At 45.2% G+C, this 16,240-nt stretch carries 15 protein-coding genes and 1 pseudogene; 9 read left to right on the top strand and 7 right to left on the bottom strand.

The window, feature by feature from the left end; genetic code table 11:
* Positions 1 to 52: 52 nt before the first annotated feature.
* The 6 genes and pseudogenes from GA693_RS14940 to GA693_RS06420 all read right to left on the bottom strand — a co-directional run bounded on the left by GA693_RS14940 (position 53) and on the right by GA693_RS06420 (position 4,298).
* Positions 53 to 211, bottom strand: a complete 159-nt coding sequence (locus GA693_RS14940; RefSeq protein ID WP_267313208.1) for a hypothetical protein — start codon at positions 209 to 211, stop codon at positions 53 to 55.
* A gap of 54 nt (positions 212 to 265) precedes the next feature.
* Positions 266 to 487 (bottom strand): annotated as a pseudogene (locus GA693_RS14945) (BLUF domain-containing protein); the annotation flags it as partial.
* A 96-nt stretch (positions 488 to 583) separates the two neighbouring features.
* A complete protein-coding gene (locus GA693_RS06405; protein ID WP_005178750.1) occupies positions 584 to 1,318 on the bottom strand; it encodes a proteasome-type protease in 735 nt (244 codons plus the stop codon).
* A gap of 30 nt (positions 1,319 to 1,348) precedes the next feature.
* The gene (locus GA693_RS06410; RefSeq protein ID WP_160241214.1) at positions 1,349 to 2,128 is read right to left on the bottom strand and encodes a transglutaminase family protein; all 780 of its coding nucleotides are present in this window, start codon (positions 2,126 to 2,128) and stop codon (positions 1,349 to 1,351) included.
* Positions 2,125 to 2,727 (bottom strand): alpha-E domain-containing protein, encoded by a 603-nt coding sequence (locus GA693_RS06415; RefSeq protein WP_160241213.1) that lies wholly within the window; start codon positions 2,725 to 2,727, stop codon positions 2,125 to 2,127. The genes GA693_RS06410 and GA693_RS06415 overlap by 4 nt, the downstream gene beginning before the upstream one ends.
* A gap of 20 nt (positions 2,728 to 2,747) precedes the next feature.
* Positions 2,748 to 4,298, bottom strand: a complete 1,551-nt coding sequence (locus tag GA693_RS06420; RefSeq protein ID WP_160241212.1) for a circularly permuted type 2 ATP-grasp protein — start codon at positions 4,296 to 4,298, stop codon at positions 2,748 to 2,750.
* Positions 4,299 to 4,543: 245 nt separating this feature from the next.
* Here GA693_RS06420 and GA693_RS06425 point away from each other — a divergent pair, with 245 nt between their 5' ends.
* Positions 4,544 to 5,542, top strand: a complete 999-nt coding sequence (locus GA693_RS06425) for a helix-turn-helix transcriptional regulator (protein ID WP_160241211.1) — start codon at positions 4,544 to 4,546, stop codon at positions 5,540 to 5,542.
* 323 nt (positions 5,543 to 5,865) lie between these two features.
* On the opposite strand, the gene mnmG is transcribed toward GA693_RS06425, so the two are convergent.
* Positions 5,866 to 7,746 (bottom strand): tRNA uridine-5-carboxymethylaminomethyl(34) synthesis enzyme MnmG, encoded by a 1,881-nt coding sequence (mnmG, locus tag GA693_RS06430; RefSeq protein ID WP_160241210.1) that lies wholly within the window; start codon positions 7,744 to 7,746, stop codon positions 5,866 to 5,868.
* A gap of 261 nt (positions 7,747 to 8,007) precedes the next feature.
* Here mnmG and GA693_RS06435 point away from each other — a divergent pair, with 261 nt between their 5' ends.
* The 8 genes from GA693_RS06435 to purD all read left to right on the top strand — a co-directional run bounded on the left by GA693_RS06435 (position 8,008) and on the right by purD (position 16,030).
* Positions 8,008 to 8,367, top strand: a complete 360-nt coding sequence (locus GA693_RS06435; protein WP_045794918.1) for a hypothetical protein — start codon at positions 8,008 to 8,010, stop codon at positions 8,365 to 8,367.
* Positions 8,368 to 8,529: 162 nt separating this feature from the next.
* Positions 8,530 to 9,414 (top strand): bile acid:sodium symporter family protein, encoded by an 885-nt coding sequence (locus GA693_RS06440; protein WP_160241209.1) that lies wholly within the window; start codon positions 8,530 to 8,532, stop codon positions 9,412 to 9,414.
* A gap of 77 nt (positions 9,415 to 9,491) precedes the next feature.
* Positions 9,492 to 10,379: a bile acid:sodium symporter family protein gene (locus tag GA693_RS06445; protein ID WP_016659105.1), complete on the top strand. Its 888-nt coding sequence runs from the start codon at positions 9,492 to 9,494 to the stop codon at positions 10,377 to 10,379.
* A 117-nt stretch (positions 10,380 to 10,496) separates the two neighbouring features.
* A complete protein-coding gene (prmA, locus tag GA693_RS06450; RefSeq protein ID WP_005178769.1) occupies positions 10,497 to 11,399 on the top strand; it encodes a 50S ribosomal protein L11 methyltransferase in 903 nt (300 codons plus the stop codon).
* 18 nt (positions 11,400 to 11,417) lie between these two features.
* Entirely contained in the window at positions 11,418 to 12,287 is an 870-nt protein-coding gene (locus tag GA693_RS06455) for a DUF3426 domain-containing protein (protein ID WP_160241208.1), read from the top strand.
* A 368-nt stretch (positions 12,288 to 12,655) separates the two neighbouring features.
* Entirely contained in the window at positions 12,656 to 12,925 is a 270-nt protein-coding gene (gene fis / locus GA693_RS06460; RefSeq protein ID WP_001086304.1) for a DNA-binding transcriptional regulator Fis, read from the top strand.
* Positions 12,926 to 13,016: 91 nt separating this feature from the next.
* Entirely contained in the window at positions 13,017 to 14,591 is a 1,575-nt protein-coding gene (gene purH / locus GA693_RS06465; protein ID WP_005178775.1) for a bifunctional phosphoribosylaminoimidazolecarboxamide formyltransferase/IMP cyclohydrolase, read from the top strand.
* 155 nt (positions 14,592 to 14,746) lie between these two features.
* Positions 14,747 to 16,030 carry a phosphoribosylamine--glycine ligase gene (gene purD, locus GA693_RS06470; RefSeq protein WP_160241207.1) on the top strand — a complete coding sequence of 428 codons (1,284 nt, stop codon included), beginning with the start codon at positions 14,747 to 14,749 and terminating at the stop codon, positions 16,028 to 16,030.
* Positions 16,031 to 16,240 lie beyond the last annotated feature (210 nt).

A 16,240-nucleotide genomic window follows, 5' to 3' on the forward strand; every position in this document is an offset into this window, starting at 1 on the left:
GAACCTCAATGGAGGTTCTTTTTTTATTCTTTTTATAACGCAGGCAGCAGATTTAAGCCACCTCATCTACCACCGAATGATTTAGCGCCTCATATAGCACCTGAAGCAATCCATCAACCTGTGTGGCATTTAATTGATGCAGTAAAAATTGCGCATGACCGAGTTGCTGAAAATAGGCTTTGATCTCGCTATTACGCATCACATATTTCATGGCCCAATCCTGAAAACGCTGCTGGGCAACATGATTCTCGGTAAAAATTTGGATATTCTGATGACGCGGATCACCAACAATCCCGGCAAAAATTTCCTGAACGGCCTATTCATCACCTTGCAGACATTGAAAAAAATAACCCTCTGCATAGCACAGCACACCCGATACCTGATGCTGGGTATTAGCATTGCGCGCTTCGATCAGAATATTGCGTAAATCTTGCAGTAAATTTTCAGCCGTCGAGGTACTCTGGCTGGCATAGCAAAGCTGAAACATATTCAAGTCCTCATCATGATCTGTACGAATATTTTTTGATTTTCTTAAGGATTTATCATTCAAGGAAAACTTGATTAAAATAAAGGGACTGAGCTTTTAAGTCAAATAATCTTCGGTTGGCACCGGCAATTCCTGCAACCCGCGTCTTAAGGTATCGGACCACTGCTTGCTGATATATTCAAAGTACGGGTCTTCTTCGCAAATACGTTTGCCCAAAGGAATATGCAGGCTGTCTTTATGATAAACCATACAGTCCAGCGGCATACCCACGGACACATTGGAACGTAAAGTGGAATCAAAAGAAATCAGGCCGCAGCGTAAGGCATCTTCCAGCGACATATCATAGCGTAAGGCCCGGTCAAGAATTGGTTTGCCATATTTGCTTTCTCCAATCTGGAAAAACGGCGTATCACGCGTGGCGCAAATAAAATTGCCTTGCGGATAAATATGATACAGCTGCATCGGCTCGCCTTTAATCTGCCCGCCCACCAGCAAATTGCAATAATAATTATGCTGCTCGTCTTTATCGTCGGTAACATCCTGAATGACTTTTTTCAGCAAACAACCCACCAATTCTGCCACTTCAAACATGGTTTTGACACTATATAAATGCGGTTCCTGGTTTAAAGTCAGATGATTTTTTAAATGACCGATGACTGCCTGTGTGGTCGCTAGGTTGCCCGAGGTCTGAATGGTAATCAGGCGCTCGCCTTCCACCCCAAAGGTATACAGCTTGCGAAATACCGAAATGTGATCGACCCCGGCATTGGTACGCGAATCACTAATAAACACCAGACCATCTTTTAAACGCAGCGCACAGCAATACGTCATAGCATTATCCTTTTAATTGTCATCCATTACTTAGCAGGCCAGAACCTGCACCATGGTCTGCATGTGCTCGATGCCGCCTTTTTCTCTTACGCCACGGACCGGCGCCACATCCCAATAATCCCGCCCGACGGCCAGATAGACATGCGAGTCTGGCTGAAAAGCTAGATTGCTGACATCAAAACAGTACCAGTGCTGTTCTAAAAATATCTCTACCCAGGCATGGCTGGCAAGATGTGAACTGTTGCTGCTATATAAATAACCGGAAACATAACGTGCCGGGATGCCTAAAGATTTACACATGGCAATCAGCACATGGGCATGGTCCTGACAGACGCCCTGTTTGGCCTGAAAGGCTTCAATGGCGGTGGTCTGCACCGAAGTTTGGGCCGGACGGTATGGCATATGGCTTAAAATCGCTTCTGACAAACGGATCAGGTTGTCACGATTCACCTGCAACACATACTGCCGTGCAAAACACTGCATTTCAGGGCTGCACAGCGTGCTGGCTGTTGGTTGTAAAAATAGATAGGGATTCAGCTGATCTTGCAGGCCCCATCGCATCTGCGGACGCAACTCGACAATGCCCTGCGCCATAATACTCAGACTTTGATAGCTAAAGCGCTGGGTGCTGGTCATCCAGATATTCTGAAAAGCATCCTGTTTAATCTCGGATTCCCCTGGCACACTAATCGCCCAATGATGAACCTGTTGATGGGCATTGTTCGGCGGGGTCATTTTAATATATTGAATACTGTTACAGGCCGGTGCCGAATAATGATAATGGGTCTGGTGATTAATCATGAGCCTCATGCATCGGCCTCGAACAGTTGCTCGATATGGTCACTAAACTGGTAAAAATGCATGCTGTCGGGCTGCTGCTTCAGCTTCATCCAGATTTCGGGTAAAGAATCCCAGCCGGCTTGGGTCAATAACCCTACCACCACTTCAATATAATAGACCGTGCCCTGAATATCCTGCTTTAAGCGCAATTGCCGGTCCAGTTGCTCGAGATGCTGGCCCAATTTAAAGAACAGAAAAATATCAGATGCTTCAGCTTCTAAGACTTCATGACAATCTCCAACTACATCACAGATATAGGCCGGATTTTCTTTGGCATTTTTAATGTACTGGTTTAATTCGGCATAGGCATGTGCCGACAAGACCCCGCGTAAATCCTGAATATTATCTTTGGCATACTGAAACTGCTGATGAAAAGAGGCGGGCTGTTCCGGATTTAGAATCAGCTCATTTAAAGATGCCGCATCAAAGGCTGGCAAACAGAAGGCGTGTGCATACTGCAAGGCATCATCATTATATTTAAATGGAAACTGACTGCATAAATACTGGATGCGGGTCAAATAACGACCCAACCAGAAAATCTGCTGTGCATTACGACTCAGTAAAATCACATGATTCTCCTTGGGAGTTGTTATGAATGTAAGGGATCAACCACCCAGGTATCTTTAATGCCACCACCTTGAGATGAATTGACCACCAGCGAACCGGCCTGCATGGCTACACGGGTTAAGCCACCGGGAACAATTTCAGTACGATAAGGCGAGCTGAGCACAAAAGGACGTAAATCAATATGCCGTTCGGCAATGCCCTGTTCGGTTAAGGTCGGACTCACCGACAGATTCAGGGTCGGCTGGGCAATGTAGGCTTGCGGTGCGGCCAGAATTTTCATTTTAAACTCGGCCAGTTGCTCCTCAGAGGCTTGAGGACCAATCAGCATGCCATATCCACCTGAACCTTGTGCTTCTTTCACCACCAACTGTTCCAGATGTTCCAGCACATAGGCCAGATCATCTGCTTCGCGGCATTGATAGGTCGGGACATTATTTAAGATTGGTTGTTCACCCAAATAGAAATGAATCATTTTATCGACATAAGGATAAATGGATTTGTCATCGGCCACCCCGGTTCCCGGCGCATTGGCGATGACGACGTGATGCAGTAAATAGGCCGACATCAGGCCCGGTACACCCAAGGTGCTGTCCGGTCTGAAACAGAGCGGGTCTAAAAATGCATCATCTACCCTGCGATAAATTACATCAACCTGCTGTTTGCCCCGCACCGTTTTCACATAAACCTTGTCATTTAATACAAACAGGTCACTCGATGTTACCAAAGGTACACCCATCTCACGGGCTAAAAATGCATGTTCATAATAGGCACTGTTATAGCGCCCCGGGGTCAGCACCACAATAAAAGGCTGATCGACATAGGCATTTTCGGCCAGAATTTCTTTTAAAAGCTGCGGATAATGCTCGATGCCCTGAATATTATTCTGCTGATACAGCTCTGGAATCAGTTTCTGGCTAATCTTGCGGCTTTCCAGCATATAAGACACACCCGATGGCGTTCTTAAATTGTCTTCCAGCACAAAAAATTCACCGTGCTGATCACGAATAATGTCAATGCCACTAATCTGACTATAGACCTTACCCTTCAGACCATGACCAAGCATATGTGGCTGATAGGCTTCGTGGGTCAGCACCTGCAGTTCCGGTACGATACCGGCTTTTAGAATATCCTGTTGATGATAAATATCATGTAAAAACAGATTTAGCGCCCGGGTACGCTGGGCACAGCCCAAGGCCACTGTATTCCATTGCTGCCGGGCCATAACCCGCGGAATAATATCAAAAGGAATGGTGCGCTCGGTGCCTTCCTGATCGCCATACACGGTAAAGGTAATTCCCTGATACAGAAAATGTGCTTTGGCGGCATCATTCAGTGCTGTCAGTTCTTCTAAACTGTGCTGGGTCAGCCATTGTTCGATTTTCTGCGCGGCACTATCGGCAAGGCTCTGTTCGCCCGACAATTCATTAAAAAATTCAGATTTCAATTGTTCGAATAATACAGATGATTTTTGCTGCGGCAGCGAAATATCGGTCACCGAGACCTGCACCCGCTCTAAAAGATGGTCTGATGTTATTGTATCTATTGAATTTGTATCTTGATTTTCTTTCAGCATACAAACCTCATCATTGTTATCCTTTCTAATTTTATATAAGCAATTCCAGTGCCAATAATTGTGACTTGGTATTCACTCTTTCTTTATCGCCGATCTCTAGAGATAAAACAAATCTTATTTTGCTTCATCTTGTATCAATTTATCGCCAGACCTCGTGCCTGCCACTTGCCAAAAAGCATGACATTTCTTATTGTGTGGACTATAGCCATGTACTCTCCAATATTTATCTCAGCGCTGATTCCAATATGTCGACACAAGAAAAAGAAACGTCCAATAGCCTCTATCGCCAGTGGCAAATCCTGTCCCGCCTTTCTACCGGAAAATGGATGGGTACCCGTGAATTACAGGAAATTCTGCAACGTGAAGGCATTGATATCAGCCTGCGTACCATCCAGCGCGATTTAAACCAGATTTCGCAGCGCTTCCCGATTGAAAATAATGGCACCGTCCCGCAAGGCTGGCGCTGGCGCTCCGATGCACCGCTACAAAGCCTGCCGCACATGACCAGCTCACAGGCAGTCACCTTTATGATGGTGGAAGAACATCTCAAACATCTGTTACCACCTAGCCTGATTGAGGAAATGACTCCGTGGTTTGATCTGGCACGGCGCAGCCTGTCGACCCAGAACAATGTCCGCCAGTGGATTAACCGGGTGCGGATTGTGCCGGCCATTCAGCCGCTGATTCCGCCAGTGGTCGATAAAAGCGCACAACAGGCCATTTATGAAGGCTTATTGCAGGATAAACAGCTGGAATGTGTTTACCATCCACGTACCACCGCTTCGGAAGAAAAGACCTATATTCTGAATCCGCTGGCGCTGGTACAAAAAGGTGCAGTGATTTATCTGATTTGCACCCGACACGACAAAACCGATATTCAGACCTTTGCCCTGCATCGCTTTAAATCGGCGGAGGTATTAAATTCCCGCGCCCTGCATCCGGTTAATTTTGATATTGATGCCTATATTGAATCCGGCGCGCTGGGCTTTAGAGTCGATTACAGCAAGCCGACTGAAAATATCGAGTTGAAACTGACCATGTCAGAAGCCGATGCACATTATTTTGAAGAAACCCGTTTAAGCAAAGACCAGCAGATTATCCAGCTGGACAATAGCTTGTATCAGGTCATTTCCAATGTGCCGTTTACCTCGCAACTGGTGTGGTGGCTGCGCAGTTTTGGCAAAAAACTGGTACAGATTGAGCCGGCAGAAGTGTCTGACGCTGTGCATCAAATCAATGAATAAAAAAGGTCCCAAGTCTGGGACCTAACATTTACTTATTTTCTTTTCAATTTTGTTGTTATCGCTGCTGATTTTAGGGAAGTTGAACAGGATGCGATTGCCGTTAGCATGCCAGTTCAGCCGTATTATAACGAATGGTTTTTAAGGTCATCGTGCACTCCTCTCTGTTTGGATAAGATCACTGTAACGGCTCCAATATCATCTGTGAAATCATAAGATCTGCAGCTTAAATCTGTTTTTTCTTAACCTCAATTTCCACTTTATTTATTCAGCACATAAAAAAGCCCGCGATCTCAACCGCGGGCTTTTTCACAAATTAGGATCTTTTAAGCAGATTTACGGTCTTGGGCATTTTTACGAATGGTGATCATCACCAATTGAACTGCCGCAGGAGTCACGCCTGGAATACGACTGGCCTGTGCCAGAGTTTCCGGCAATACCTGTTTCAGCTTCATGGTGATTTCACGCGACAGACCAGATACGCCGTCATAATCAAAATCAGCCGGGATTTTGGTTTCTTCCAGACGTTTCATCTGCGCTACATCTTCATGCTGACGGTTGATATACCCTTCGTATTTCACCGCAATTTCAATCTGGTCACCGACTTGCTGCGATACTTCTGAACCAGTCAGTTCGGCAATTTGCGCAAAAGTGATGTTTGGACGTTTTAGCAGGTCAATTGCAGAACACTCTTTAGAAAGGTCTGCACCCGTCATTTCAACGAATTTTTTACCCATCGGGTTATTTGGCGCAGCCCACAAGTGCTGTAAACGGCCTTTCTCACGCTCAACTGCATCCATTTTTTCACAGTAAGCATTCCAGCGTGCATCATCCACCAGACCCAGTTCACGGCCAATCGCGGTTAAACGCTGATCTGCGTTATCTTCACGCAGCATTAAACGGTATTCGGCACGTGAGGTGAACATCCGGTACGGTTCTTTGGTTCCCAAGGTAATCAGGTCGTCAACCAGTACGCCCATATACGCTTCATCACGTTTTGGCGTCCACTGTTCCTGATCCCAGGCACGGCGTGCAGCGTTCAAACCTGCAAGCAGACCTTGCGCACCGGCTTCTTCATAACCAGTAGTCCCGTTGATTTGACCAGCAAAATACAGGTTATTAATGGCTTTGGTTTCCAAAGTGAATTTCAACGCTTGTGGGTTAAAGTAATCATATTCAATCGCATAACCCGGACGCAGAATATGGGCATTTTCCATACCACGGATTGAGCGTACCAATTCAAACTGCACATCAAAAGGCAGTGAAGTTGAAATACCGTTTGGATACAGCTCGTGGGTATCTAAGCCTTCAGGCTCCAAGAACACTTGGTGCGAATCTTTGTCAGCAAAACGGTGAATTTTATCTTCAATCGAAGGACAGTAACGTGGACCTACCCCTTCAATCACGCCGGTATACATTGGCGAACGATCCAAACCACCACGAATAATGTCATGGGTTTTTTCATTGGTATGGGTGATATAACAGTTAACCTGTTCAGGATGCATCGAGGCATCACCCATAAACGACATCACTGGAGACGGGAAATCCCCCGGTTGTGGGGTCATCACCGAAAAATCAACTGAACGTGCATCAATACGTGGTGGTGTACCGGTTTTTAAACGGCCCACTGGCAGTTGTAATTCACGTAAACGGTGTGCCAGAGAAATAGAGGGCGGATCACCGGCACGGCCACCGCTTGATTTTTCCAGACCCACGTGGATCACGCCACCCAGAAAGGTCCCGGCAGTCAGCACTACCGTTTTGGCATCAAAGCGAATGCCCATTTGGGTGACCACACCTTTTACAGTATCGCCTTCAACAATCAGGTCATCTGCTGCTTGCTGGAAAATATCCAAGTTTGCTTGGTTCTCAAGCGTTTCACGAATCGCGGCTTTATAACGAACCCGATCAGCCTGCGCACGTGTGGCACGCACTGCAGCACCTTTACGCGAGTTCAGAATACGGAATTGAATCCCGCCTTTATCGGCAGCCAGCGCCATCGCACCGCCCAAGGCATCAATTTCACGCACCAGATGCGATTTACCAATACCACCAATGGCCGGGTTACAGCTCATCTGCCCCAAAGTCTCAATGTTATGAGTTAAGAGCAAGGTTTGTCGGCCCATACGCGCCGCAGCCAAAGCCGCTTCCGTACCCGCGTGACCGCCGCCGATAACAATGACATCGTAAACTTTAGGATAATGCATAGTGGTAAATTGAGAGATAAAAAGAAATGACAGAATATTATAGCAAAAGCCGGCGTATAAGTTGACAGATTAAGTCAATTTTATTTGGATTTTCTCGTGGTTTTTCACCTGATTGATTGGCTGGCAATGTAAATGAACGTTGCAGATATACTGCAAATAAAAACATTTCATATTAAAAATTAACCAGATATAGGTTGTTTTATTTTGATTATTTTTTATCCTAAATCATGTACTCATTACAAACAAGCACAGGTACGAATTATGAATAAGAAGATACTCCTCTCATCCATCCTCTGCGGTTTATGTTTATCTCCATTTGCAGCTGTACAGGCAAATGACAAAGTTGAAAAAGTGTACGATTCACAGCGCTATCAGAATGTCTGTAAAGGCAAATCTCAAGGTGCTGCGGTCAGCTTTGCCTATCGTGGCATTATCTGGAACGGTACCTGCCAGCCACAGTTCTTCCCGGCAGACAGAAAACTCGATATTCAGGGTGATGAAGCTGCACTGTATACCACCTGTGGCCAAGACATGAATGCAACCACGGCAACCATTTCCGGTGCAGAAGTTCGTGGTAAATGTGCCCTTGGATTTACCCCGCCGCGTCCTGCTCAAATGTAAACTCCAACCCGATTCACATCTAGCCAAAATACGTGAACTCAATCAAGAAAACAGCCATTTATTACCAAGTAAATGGCTGTTTTTATTATTTTTATGGTTGATTTAAAACTCAACTCAATTACACTGAAACTGGGGAAAATAAGAATTAAATAGGATGATGCCATGCAAAGCGGCATTTTTACCTTCTTTCTACCGCTAACCTTGGCGGTATTAATGATGGGTTTGGGCTTGCTACTCAGCCCTAAAGATTTTATTCGGGTCAATCAGCAACCGAAAGTCATTTTTATTGCCTTGTTTACCCGGCAGGTCTTGCTGGTTGGACTGGCATTTATTCTCTGCCTGTTTTTAGAACTGCCTCCTTTGCTGGCAGTGGGGTTAATGTTGCTGTCAGCTACCCCTAGTGGTTCCACCTCTGCCCTGTTCAGTTATGTCTATAAAGGCGATGTAGCCCTGAATATTGTCGTGGTCGCCATCAATTCGGTGATGGCCATTTTAACCCTGCCTTTTATCATTAGCATTGCCATGCGCTATTTCATGGCCGATCAGACCGAAATCAACATGCCAATTGAACGGATTGCCTATACCTTCCTGCTAATTTTAGTACCAGTCTGTCTGGGAATGGCCATTCGCTCGTCTTTTCCAGAGCTGGCCAAACGGCTGAGTAAACCGATTCGGCGCATGTCGGTATATTTTATTTTTGCCCTGTTCTTTTTCGCGCTCTTTCAGGAGCGCTATCAGCTGGCGCAGTATATGGAACAGGTTGGACTGGCCACCGCCCTGTATGCTTTTGTCAGTCTGGTGGCCGGTTATGTGCTGCCACAGCTGATGGACATTTCCGAACAGCAGGCGCGCTCCTGCGGTTTCTTTATGAGTATTCATAACACCGCGCTGTCTTTAACCCTGGCACTGTCGGTACTACAAAGCACCCAGATTGCCATTCCTGCCGCCATTTACACCATCTTCATGTATATGTTTGCCTTGATCTTTGGACATTTACTGGCTAGACGAATGCCGTTAAATTCGGTAAAACAGAAAGTCATAGAGTAATTTGAATAAACAGTAAAAGATATTTTGCATGAAGCAACTGTCTTTTCTCACAAGGATAAATTTGACAGGAAGGTCATATGGATTCAGGCATTATTACCGTTATGCTGCCCTTGGCGCTGGCCATTATTATGGTTGGGCTGGGGCTGGAACTCACGCCCAAAGATTTCGCACGCGTTACCAAACACCCCAAAGCAGTCCTGGTCGCACTATTTTGCCAGCTGGTATTGCTGGTCGGGATTGCCTTTTTATTATGTAAAATTCTGGCACTACCGCCGTTACTGGCCGTCGGCATGATGCTGCTGGCTGCTTCGCCGGGTGGCAGTACCGCCAACCTGTTCAGTTATTTATTTAAGGGCGATCTGGCGCTCAACATTACCTTAACCGCAATTAACTCGGTGATTGCAGCACTGACCTTACCCATTATCGTCAATTTCGCAATTGCCCACTTTTTACAGGCTGACCAAAGCATTGGCCTGCAATTCAGTAAAATCTTGCAGGTATTCGGGATTATTATTGTGCCGGTGATTATTGGCATGTTAATTCGTCATTATGCCCCGCGACTGACCGAGAAACTGAACAAGCCCTTACGGATTTTTGCAGTGATCTTTCTGATTTTAATTATCATCGGGGCTATTGTGCAGGAGCGACACAATATCCTGAATTATATTGGTGATATTGGCCTGGCTACCGCACTGTTCTGTATTTCCAGTCTGGTGATTGGTTACTTCGTCCCACGCCTGTTTGGGATTAATAGCGCCCAGGCCCGTGCCAGTGCCTTTGAAATTGGGATTCATAACAGCACGCTTGCCATGACCATTGCCTTAACCGTTATGGCCAGTTCAACCGTGGCCATGCCGGCGGCAGTCTATTCTATTTTCATGTATATCTTCGCCGCCATTTTTGGCATGTTATTAAACCGCTTTGTGCCGATTGCCGAACCCAAGCCTGTGGTGGCAAACAGTTAAGTATTTTTTTCACCCAAGGATGTCGCGCTGGCATCCTTTTTATTTTGTACATTGGTAGGCGAAACCGATTGCCTTCCGCTACAATATCCTTTTGAAAAAACAAATTAGGTTATTCCTGTGAAGTGGTTACAAATACATATTACTGTTGATCAAGCTCAAGTCGACTTTACTGAAACATTACTCAGCTCACTTGGCGCCGTGAGTGTAACGCTGGATGATGCTGAAAATCAGGACTTGCTTGAACCACTTCCAGGCGAAACACCGCTGTGGAACAAGGTGATTGTGACCGGTATTTATGCACAGGACGAAAACGAAGAAATTGATGTGGCTGCGCTGGAAACTTTCATTCGCACTCAACTGCCAGATGCACCAATGCGTAGCGAATTCCTGGAAGATCAGGTCTGGGAACGCTCATGGATGGATTATTACGAGCCAATCCAGATTGCTGAAAAATTCTGGATTGTACCGGAATGGCTAGAGCCCCCTGAAGCAGATGCGGTGAATATTAAACTGGATCCGGGTCTGGCCTTTGGTACCGGTAACCATGCCTCAACGTTCCTGTGCCTGCAATGGTTAGGTAAAACCGATGTTAAAGATAAAATCGTCATCGACTATGGTTGCGGTTCTGGCATTTTAGGTGTTGCTGCCCTACTTTTAGGTGCGAAAAAAGTCTATGCCACTGATATTGACCCACAAGCGGTTTTAGCCACCCAGCAAAATGCTGAATTGAATGGCGTACTGGATCGTCTGTTTGTCGGTCTGCCTGAAGAGTTTAATGAAACCTTAAAAGATCAGAAAGCCGATGTACTGGTTGCCAACATTCTGGCTGGCCCGTTAATGATGCTTGCGCCTGAATTCGCAACTTTAACCAAATCTGAGGGAGAGTTCGCACTTGCAGGTGTAATCGAAGAGCAAGTTGCTGAAGTTTCTAGTGTTTATTCTGAATTTTTTGATATATTAGAGGTCGAAAAACGTGAAGAAAACTGGTGCCGAATTTCCGGGAAGCGCCAGCCGCATTAATCAACCTCTATAGATCTTATGAGTGAAAAGCAGACCAAGTGCCCCGAGTGTTTAACCACCTATAAAGTTTCTGTTGCACAGCTTACAGTGGCTCAGGGCATGGTTTGCTGTCCCAAATGTGCCTCTACCTTTAATGCACTCTCGCATCTGGTGCAGCCAAAGCCTGCGCCAACCCAGCTCGAATACAACGGTTTTACTGGTGGACAGGTCAGTTCGCCGGTTCTGGCCGATCATGGTCTGGCTTTTGACGACACACATGAAACCCATCTGCTGGATATTTTTGACCGTAAGGTTGAACATTCCAATATTGATTTAAAGACCTACTTAAATAATCTGAATTATTTCAGTACCGAACCGATTGCCAGTATTCCTTCGATGAATCTGTCTGAAAATGAACTGCAGCAAGAACGCAAGAAACATGGTGCGGGCTATTACACGCTGTGGGGTATTGTCAATTTTAGTCTGGTCGGTTTGCTGATTTTCCAGATTCTATGGTTTAACCCGAAATTCATGAACAACAGCCCTGCCCTGACTGTGGCTTTTAACGGGGTCTGCCAGCTGTTTAACTGTGAAACCTTTGAAAAGCAGTACAGCCTGATTTCAATTAACCGTGTGCGGGTGAAACGCTATGACCATGAACATACCTTGTTCTCCGGCGAGCTGATCAATTTTCATGACAAGAGTTTGGTATTGCCAAAACTGAAAATCACCTTAAAAGATGATAATGAAGAAGTGGCGTCCTATGTACTCGAACCGAAAGAGTATTTAATTAAAAGTCTGGCCAGCATTGAGCGGATTCCAAAAAATACCCCATTCAAGTTTCAAATTCAGCTGCCAGTGACCCGAAAAAGCTTTGATACCTATAATTTAGAAATTATCAAGCCTTAAAAATTAAAAAAAAATGTAAAAAAAGTGCAGTTTTCTTGCTCACTTTTTCTAAGACAATGGTATGATACGCGCCACGTAAGCTTAGTGCTGCATACTCCTCAGTAATTCAAAACAAATAGAAACTCGCAGAATGCGCCTTATTTTCAATAACGCGTATTGAGCAGGTTTTTTCGTTTCGATTTTTGGTCTGTAACAATTATTAATCTATTGTTACGCTTATTTTTCGACCAGCGCTGTGAGTTGTGGCAAGCTAAATGTTCCAGTTTTAGAACTCTCGTTTTAGGATCTAAAACGGGGTTCATTTATTTATAGACCACATTTATATATCACTTTACCCAAGTGATATCTGATTTTTCGGATTAATTCGCATGAATAGCAAATCTCCTATTTTTACTGCACAATCTGATGTCGCTCTTCGTATCCACGTTGATCGCGCAGTTCGCCATTACTTTGCTCAATTGCAAGGCGAGCAACCTTCTCAGGTGTATGACATGGTGCTAGCAGAAATGGAGAAACCTCTTTTATCTGTAGTTCTAGAATATACACGTGGTAACCAGACACGTGCTGCCGAGATTCTAGGCTTAAACCGTGGTACTTTACGTAAAAAGTTAAAAGCTCACGGTTTAATGAGTGAATAAATGATAAAATGCTCGCGGCTTTCGTGGGCATTTTTTTTAACCGCATTTTGCTAATGTTTTAATCTGTTTTTTGATAACTGTGACGAAAATCATGACTATTAAACGCGCTTTAATCTCTGTTTCTGACAAAACTGGAATTGTTGAATTTGCACAAAATCTAGTGGCTCTTGGGGTAGAAATTTTATCTACAGGCGGTACATATAAGTTGCTTAAAGACAACAATATCGCTGTAGTTGAAGTTTCAGAGCACACCGGTTTTCCAGAAATGATGGATGGTCGTGTAAAAACTTTACATCCTAAAATTCATGGCGGCATTCTGGCTCGTCGCGGTCTAGACGAAGCTGTAATGGCAGAACACAACATCGATGCAATCGATTTGGTGGTAGTGAACCTTTATCCATTTGCAGCAACGGTTGCAAAACCTGACTGCACCCTGCCAGATGCGATTGAAAACATCGACATCGGTGGTCCAACCATGGTTCGTGCTGCGGCGAAAAACCATGCGTCTGTCGGTATCGTCGTCAACGCATCTGACTATGCGACTGTTATTGCCGAGCTTAAAGCTGAAGGCAGCCTGTCATACGCAACCCGTTTTGACCTGGCAGTGAAAGCATTTGAACATACTGCACAATACGACGGCATGATCGCATCTTACTTAGGCGCTCGCGTAGGTAAAGAACAAGGCGAAGCAGACAAATTTGCGCGTACGTTCAATACACAATTGAACAAAGCACAAGATTTACGTTACGGTGAAAACCCGCATCAATCTGCTGCATTCTATGTAGACCCAGCGGCAACTGAAGCATCTGTTTCAACAGCTAAACAGCTGCAAGGTAAAGAACTTTCTTATAACAACATCGCCGACACTGATGCTGCGCTTGAATGCGTGAAATCATTCGCGAAACCTGCTTGTGTGATCGTAAAACACGCCAACCCATGTGGTGTTGCGGTATCTTTAGACGGCATTCAAGCGGCTTACGACTTGGCTTATGCAACCGATCCTGAATCTGCATTCGGTGGCATCATTGCATTCAACCGTGAATTAGACGTTGCAACTGCACAAGCCATTGTTGACCGTCAATTCGTTGAAGTGATTATTGCACCAAGCGTTGCTGAAGGTGTTTTGGACGTGACTGGCGCGAAGAAAAACGTACGTGTACTGGTCTGTGGCGAATTACCAGCAATTGACGAACGTGCGCCACAAATGGACTATAAACGTGTCAACGGTGGTTTGCTGGTGCAAGACCAAGACTTGGGCATGATCACCAAAGATGATCTTAAAGTGGTGACCAAACGTGCTCCAACCGAGCAAGAAATTGACGACATGATCTTTGCCTGGAAAGTGGCGAAATACGTGAAGTCTAACGCGATTGTGTATGCGAAAAACCGTCAAACCATCGGTGTGGGCGCAGGCCAAATGAGCCGTGTAAACTCTGCGCGTATTGCAGCAATTAAAGCTGAACATGCAGGCCTCGTGGTTGAAGGTGCAGTGATGGCATCTGACGCATTCTTCCCGTTCCGTGATGGTATTGATAACGCTGCGAAAGCAGGGATCAAATGCATTATCCAGCCGGGTGGTTCTATGCGTGATGAAGAAACCATTGCAGCAGCTGACGAAGCTGGTATTGCCATGGTGTTCACTGGCATGCGTCACTTCCGTCACTAATTAACTAAATTAATTAGAAGTCGTATTTAATCATCCCCCTAAATCCCCCTTTGTAAAAAGGGGGACTTTTCGCGTAAGAGAACAGTGTTTTTCGCGATTCCCCTCCCTTTCTTAAAGGGAGGTTGGGAGGGATTCAATTTTGAGGGATTTTTTAAATGAACATTTTAGTTTTGGGTAATGGCGGTCGTGAACATGCATTGGCATGGAAAATCGCACAAGATGAAAAAGTTGCTAAAGTTTTTGTTGCACCAGGCAACGCAGGTACAGCAACCGAAGCTAAATGTGAAAACATCAATTTAAGCATTTTAGACAATGCGGCGATTATCGACTTTGCAAAAAACAATGCGGTAGATTTAATCGTGGTTGGTCCTGAAGCACCGCTGGTCAATGGTGTGGTGGATGCTTGCCGTGAAGCAGGTTTAAAAATCTGGGGTCCAACCCAGTTTGCAGCGCAGCTTGAAGGCTCTAAAGCATTTGCCAAGCATTTCTTAAAACGCCACAACATTCCAACTGCATTCTATGACGTATTCACTGAAGTTGATGCAGCCAAAGCCTTTGTTGAAAAAAATGGTGCGCCGATTGTGATCAAGGCGGATGGTCTTGCTGCAGGTAAAGGCGTAATCGTGGCGATGACCAACGAAGAAGCATTTGCAGCCATTGATGACATGCTGGCAGGCAACAAATTTGGTGATGCCGGTTCTCGCGTAGTCATCGAAGAATTCCTTGAAGGTGAAGAAGCATCATTCATTTGTATGATTGATGGCGACAACATCTTGCCAATGGCCACTTCTCAAGACCATAAACGTATTTTTGAAGGCGACCAAGGTCCAAACACAGGCGGTATGGGTGCCTACTCTCCTGCGCCTGTGGTGACTGCAGACGTATTTGAGCGCGTGATGAAAGAAGTAATGCGCCCAACCGTTGACGGTATGAAAGCAGATGGTCACGTATACACCGGTTTCTTGTACGCTGGCTTGATGATTGATGAACAAGGTCAACCAAAGGTAATCGAGTTTAACTGTCGTTTCGGTGATCCTGAAACTCAACCAATCATGATGCGTTTAAAATCATCTTTGGTTGATCTGGTTGAGGCTGGTATTGCAGGTAACTTGCCAGCAGAAGCTGAATGGGATGAGCGTAAGACTGTCGGTATTGTTTTAGCATCTAAAGGCTACCCAGAAACGTCTAGCAATGGCGATGTGATTTCTGGTCTAAACACCGAAATGACCGATGCCAAAGTGTTCCATGCCGGTACTAAAGCCAATGAAAATGGTGAGATTGTCACTGCTGGTGGTCGTGTACTTTGCGTAACTGCACTAGGCAACACCATTGGTGAAGCACAAGCAAAAGCTTTAGAACTTTGCCAAAAAGTAACCTTCGACGGCGTTCAATATCGTAAAGATATTGGTTACCGTGCGATTGCGCGTGAAAATGCTTAATTCTCTCTTAGATTGATTAAGTAAAAAAACCCCGCTGAGTGCGGGGTTTTTTATGCTTCGAAGGTTTCCCTCTCCTCTCAGGAGAGGGTCAGGGAGAGGTGAAAACCCTCACCCTAAAGGCAGAAGGGATTTCATGTCTTATCTCATTACGGAAATTATCATTCTTTTCTTGATAAATGCATTTATGATGCATCAAGAGCTTATTAATCG

The sequence above is a fragment of the Acinetobacter indicus genome (assembly GCF_009914475.1).
GTDB classification, from domain to species: Bacteria; Pseudomonadota; Gammaproteobacteria; order Pseudomonadales; family Moraxellaceae; genus Acinetobacter; species Acinetobacter indicus.

Coding starts and splice junctions, on each gene's coding strand:
- purH (WP_005178775.1), top strand. CDS start 13,017: ATGACTATTAAACGCGCTTTAATCTCTGTTTCTGACAAAACTGGAATT.
- GA693_RS06425 (WP_160241211.1), top strand. CDS start 4,544: ATGTCGACACAAGAAAAAGAAACGTCCAATAGCCTCTATCGCCAGTGG.
- purD (WP_160241207.1), top strand. CDS start 14,747: ATGAACATTTTAGTTTTGGGTAATGGCGGTCGTGAACATGCATTGGCA.
- GA693_RS06410 (WP_160241214.1), bottom strand. CDS start 2,128: ATGAGGCTCATGATTAATCACCAGACCCATTATCATTATTCGGCACCG.
- GA693_RS06435 (WP_045794918.1), top strand. CDS start 8,008: ATGAATAAGAAGATACTCCTCTCATCCATCCTCTGCGGTTTATGTTTA.
- GA693_RS06420 (WP_160241212.1), bottom strand. CDS start 4,298: ATGCTGAAAGAAAATCAAGATACAAATTCAATAGATACAATAACATCA.
- GA693_RS14940 (WP_267313208.1), bottom strand. CDS start 211: ATGAAATATGTGATGCGTAATAGCGAGATCAAAGCCTATTTTCAGCAA.
- GA693_RS06440 (WP_160241209.1), top strand. CDS start 8,530: ATGCAAAGCGGCATTTTTACCTTCTTTCTACCGCTAACCTTGGCGGTA.
- mnmG (WP_160241210.1), bottom strand. CDS start 7,746: ATGCATTATCCTAAAGTTTACGATGTCATTGTTATCGGCGGCGGTCAC.
- GA693_RS06445 (WP_016659105.1), top strand. CDS start 9,492: ATGGATTCAGGCATTATTACCGTTATGCTGCCCTTGGCGCTGGCCATT.
- fis (WP_001086304.1), top strand. CDS start 12,656: ATGAATAGCAAATCTCCTATTTTTACTGCACAATCTGATGTCGCTCTT.
- GA693_RS06405 (WP_005178750.1), bottom strand. CDS start 1,318: ATGACGTATTGCTGTGCGCTGCGTTTAAAAGATGGTCTGGTGTTTATT.
- GA693_RS06455 (WP_160241208.1), top strand. CDS start 11,418: ATGAGTGAAAAGCAGACCAAGTGCCCCGAGTGTTTAACCACCTATAAA.